A 3934-nucleotide genomic window follows, 5' to 3' on the forward strand; every position below is an offset into this window, starting at 1 on the left:
TTTGTAAGGCTTGTAGCGCGGAGTCGGGGTTTGGTCGGCTTGGTGATGCAGGCTCATGGCTGGTTCTCCATCGCAGGGCTGTAGACCCGCGGCGCACTTTTCTGCGGCAGGTGGATGAGATTGAGGTTGTGCCGGCGCGCCCATTGCAGGGCCAGGCCGGTGGGCGACGACAGGCTGACCAGGGTCTGGATGCCTGCGCGCAAGACTTTCTGGATCAATTCGAGGCTGCAGCGGCTGGTGACAATGGCCAGGCCGCCGTCGGTCGGAATTTTTTGGCGGATCAGCGCGCCGATCAATTTATCCAGGGCGTTATGTCGGCCGATGTCTTCGCGGCCCATCAGCAACTCGCCCTGGTTATTCATAAAGATCGCCGCATGCACCGCGCCGCTGTACTGGCCCAGGGGCTGAAACGCGCTGATGCGTTGGCGCAGGCCGTTGAGCCATTCGGCGGGCGGCAAGGGCGCACCGGGCAGCACTTGCAGGTCCGGCAAGGCTTGTTCTACGGCCTCTACGCCGCACAGGCCGCAGCCGCTGGTGCCGGCCAACTGGCGGCGTTGCTGCTTGAGGTTCCAGAAGGCGCGGCTGGAAATCTGTACGTGAGCGTATTGGGCAGAGCCCGTGCCGCTGAGTTTTAGATCATATATATCGCTAACGTCGGCGATAATGCCGCTGCCGATGCTGAAGCCGACGATAAAGTCTTCCAGGTCGGTGGGCGTCACCAGCATCACCGCCTGGCTGATGTCGTTGTAGGCAATCGCCAACGCCACTTCTTCGGCCAATGCAGTGCTGGCAATTTCAGTGTGTTCCAGATTGCAAAACTGGTAGCTCTGGCTGGCGGCCGGCGCGGGCGTTTCGAGGGCAGGCGCCGCGCAGACTGGGCGCTTGGCGTTCATGGGGCAGTACCACCGAGGGAATGATCAATGTTTAGACTAGGCGCGACAAAGGGTCGCGTCTAATCGGCTGTACTGATCTATTGATAGATGGCGTCGATCAAGGCGCGTGTTGCGGGCTTATTCCTGCCAGCGCGCAGGCTAGCGTGTTTGGGTCTTTGGCGTGCCTGGAACCCAAGGCTGCAGGACTGGTCTAGTCTTGGGCATCTGGAACTTAAACCCCAAGGAGAGCGCACCATGAGTATTTTTAGCTTTGTTAAGGAAGCAGGCGAGAAGTTGATTGACCTGTTGACGCCGGGTAACGCCAATGCGAGCGATGAGCTGAAGGATCACATCAGCAAGGTAGGGCTCGGAAATCCGAACATCACCGCAACCGTTGAGGGCGACAAAGTCACCGTTAAAGGTGAAGTTGCCACTCAGGAAGAGAAAGAGAAAATCATCCTGGCTGCGGGCAATATCGCCGGTGTTGGCAGTGTGGATGACCAGATCACCGTGACTGGCCCGGCCGCGGCAGCCGCCCGTTTTGTCACCGTTGCAAAAGGTGACACGCTCAGCGCTATTTCCAAGCGCGAATATGGCGATGCCAACAAATACCAAAAAATCTTTGAGGCCAACAAGCCGTTGCTGTCGCACCCGGACAAAATTTACCCAGGGCAAGTACTGCGTATTCCTGAGTAACACACAGAGCTAACTGTGGGAGCAGCTTTGTGTGGGAGCCGGGCTTGCCCGCGATGCAGGCAGCGCGGTGTGTCAGTCACACCGCGGTGATGCAATCGCAGGCAAGCCAGCTCCCACACTGGCCAGCTCCCACATTCACATTCCCACATTTACATTAGAGCCCGGCGATGAGATCTCGGTAATCATCGACTGCCGCAAACTCCCCTGTGTCCTTTGGCCCTTTCTTACTGTCCGGCTCTTTGACCGCCAGCAAATGCCCCACGCCAAACTCGCGCGCACTGCGCAGGATCGGCAAGGTGTCATCGATAAACAGGCTGCGGGCCGGGTCGAACTGGATGTCGGCTTGCAACGCATCCCAGAATTGCCGGTGTTCCTTGGCGAAACCGTAGTCGTGGGAACTGATCAACCGCTCGAAATACGGCGCCAGTTCAATGCGCTCCAACTTCAATGACAGCGAATCACGATGGGCGTTGGTGATCAAAATCACACGCTTGCCGGCCTGTTTGATTGCCGCCAGAAAGGTGTCCGCGTCCGGGCGCAGGGCGATCAGGTGGGCGGTTTCCAGTTTGAGTTCGCGCACCGGAATGTTCAGCTCGGCACTCCAGAAATCCAGGCAATACCATTGCAACTGTCCGGCGTTACGCTCGAACAGCGGCTGCAATTCCATGTCGGCCATGGCCCGGCTCACCCCGTGCAAATCGGCGTAACGCTGGGGCAGGTGCTCCATCCAGAAGTGGTTGTCGAAGTGCAGGTCGAGCAAGGTGCCGTCCATGTCCAGCAGGACGGTGTCGATGGCGTGCCAGGGCAAAGAGGGCATGGGGCGTTCTCATGTAAGTAAAGATATCCGACACAGACAATCGGAAAAGCCACGGTATAGTAACCCGATCACGCCAAGGAGCCGCTTATGCGCCAGAAACCCACCGTCCTCGCCCGCGAAATAGTCGCCAGTAGCCGTTTGTTCCGCGTGGAGGAAGTGCAATTGCGCTTTTCCAATGGCGTTGAACGGACCTACGAGCGCCTGGTAGGCCGCGGTGCCGGTTACGGCGCGGTGATGATCGTGGCGATGATCGATGCCGACCACGCGTTGCTGGTGGAAGAGTACTGCGGCGGTACCGACGAATATGAATTGTCGTTGCCCAAGGGCCTGATCGAACCTGGCGAGGACGTACTGGCGGCGGCCAACCGCGAGCTCAAGGAGGAGGCCGGTTATGGCGCGCGCCAGTTGGAGCACATTACCGAACTGTCCTTGTCGCCTGGCTATATGAGCCAGAAAATCCAGGTGGTGCTGGCCACCGAGCTGTATGAAGAGCGCCTGGAAGGCGATGAACCTGAGCCGATGCGTGTGGAGCGCGTCAACCTGCGCGAGCTGTCGATGCTGGCGCAAAACGAGCAGTTCAGTGAAGGCCGTGCATTGGCGGCCCTGTATTTGGTACGAGACCTGTTGACCCAGCGTGGAGCTTTTGTCGCATGAGCGAACTGTTTTTAGGCCATCCGTTTATTGCCCCTGTGATCGAGCTGGCACGCCAGGCAGGTGAAGTCATCCTGCCGTATTGGCGTGCGGACGTAGCGGTCACCGCCAAGGCGGATGATTCACCGGTGACGGCGGCCGACCTGGCGGCTCACCATCTGATCCTGGCGGGCCTTACCGCTCTGGACCCGAGCATCCCGGTGCTGTCCGAAGAAGACGCCGATATCGACCAGAACGTGCGTGCCGGCTGGCAGCGCTGGTGGTTGGTGGACCCGCTGGATGGCACCAAGGAGTTTATTTCCGGCAGCGAAGAATTTACCGTCAACATTGCGTTGATCGAGCAAGGCCGCGTGGTGTTTGGCGTGGTGTCGATGCCCACCAGTGGCCGTTGCTACTTCGGTGGCGCGGGCCTGGGCGCGTGGCGCTCGGACGTGAGTGAGGCGCCCAAGCAGATCCAGGTACGCCAGACCCCAGCGGCCGGCGAGGCGTTTACCGTGGTTGCCAGCCGCCGCCATAGCAGCCCGGAACAGGAACGCCTGCTCAGTGGCTTGAGTGAAGGCTTGGGTGAGCTGAAGCTGGCGAATATCGGCAGCTCGCTGAAATTCTGTCTGCTGGCCGAAGGCAGTGCCGATTGCTACCCGCGTCTGGCGCCGACGTCGCAGTGGGACACGGCCGCAGCCCAGGGTGTGCTGGAAGGGGCGGGTGGTGAGGTGTTGGAGTTGAGTGGTGCGCCGTTCAGCTACCCGGCGCGGGCTTCGTTGTTAAACCCGTTCTTTCTGGCGTTGCCGGCCAAGGCAGCGTGGCGCGAGCGCCTGCTGACCCTGGCCCGTTCTTAAGGCCACAACAGGTCAAAATGTGGGAGCTGGCTTGCCTGCGATAGCGGTAGATCAGTCACTAA

Annotated in this window: 5 protein-coding genes; 3 read left to right on the forward strand and 2 right to left on the reverse strand. The window is 59.8% G+C overall.

Annotation, left to right across the window (positions count from 1 at the left end; genetic code table 11):
- Positions 1-53: 53 nt before the first annotated feature.
- The gene (gene fdhD, locus FEM54_RS26575; protein WP_138453659.1) at positions 54-893 is read right to left on the reverse strand and encodes a formate dehydrogenase accessory sulfurtransferase FdhD; all 840 of its coding nucleotides are present in this window, start codon (positions 891-893) and stop codon (positions 54-56) included.
- Between the two features lie 234 nt (positions 894-1127).
- On the opposite strand from fdhD, the gene lysM reads away from it, so the two are divergent.
- Entirely contained in the window at positions 1128-1568 is a 441-nt protein-coding gene (gene lysM, locus FEM54_RS26580; RefSeq protein WP_138453661.1) for a peptidoglycan-binding protein LysM, read from the forward strand.
- Between the two features lie 154 nt (positions 1569-1722).
- Here the strand turns inward: lysM and yrfG are convergent, their stop codons facing one another.
- A complete protein-coding gene (yrfG, locus tag FEM54_RS26585; RefSeq protein WP_138453660.1) occupies positions 1723-2385 on the reverse strand; it encodes a GMP/IMP nucleotidase in 663 nt (220 codons plus the stop codon).
- A gap of 87 nt (positions 2386-2472) precedes the next feature.
- Here yrfG and nudE point away from each other — a divergent pair, with 87 nt between their 5' ends.
- Together nudE and cysQ are read left to right on the forward strand one after the other, a co-directional pair.
- A complete protein-coding gene (gene nudE / locus FEM54_RS26590) occupies positions 2473-3039 on the forward strand; it encodes an ADP compounds hydrolase NudE (RefSeq protein ID WP_017135384.1) in 567 nt (188 codons plus the stop codon).
- On the forward strand, positions 3036-3872 hold the full coding sequence (cysQ, locus tag FEM54_RS26595) for a 3'(2'),5'-bisphosphate nucleotidase CysQ (RefSeq protein ID WP_017135385.1): 837 nt from the start codon (positions 3036-3038) through the stop codon (positions 3870-3872). The genes nudE and cysQ overlap by 4 nt, the downstream gene beginning before the upstream one ends.
- The last annotated feature ends 62 nt before the right edge of the window (positions 3873-3934 follow it).

Source organism: Pseudomonas edaphica, assembly GCF_005863185.1.
GTDB lineage: Bacteria > Pseudomonadota > Gammaproteobacteria > Pseudomonadales > Pseudomonadaceae > Aquipseudomonas > Aquipseudomonas edaphica.

What these genes read in the sequence shown, in the direction of transcription:
- fdhD (WP_138453659.1), bottom strand. Translation starts at nt 893, where the DNA reads ATGAACGCCAAGCGCCCAGTCTGCGCGGCGCCTGCCCTCGAAACGCCC.
- lysM (WP_138453661.1), top strand. Translation starts at nt 1,128, where the DNA reads ATGAGTATTTTTAGCTTTGTTAAGGAAGCAGGCGAGAAGTTGATTGAC.
- yrfG (WP_138453660.1), bottom strand. Translation starts at nt 2,385, where the DNA reads ATGCCCTCTTTGCCCTGGCACGCCATCGACACCGTCCTGCTGGACATG.
- nudE (WP_017135384.1), top strand. Translation starts at nt 2,473, where the DNA reads ATGCGCCAGAAACCCACCGTCCTCGCCCGCGAAATAGTCGCCAGTAGC.
- cysQ (WP_017135385.1), top strand. Translation starts at nt 3,036, where the DNA reads ATGAGCGAACTGTTTTTAGGCCATCCGTTTATTGCCCCTGTGATCGAG.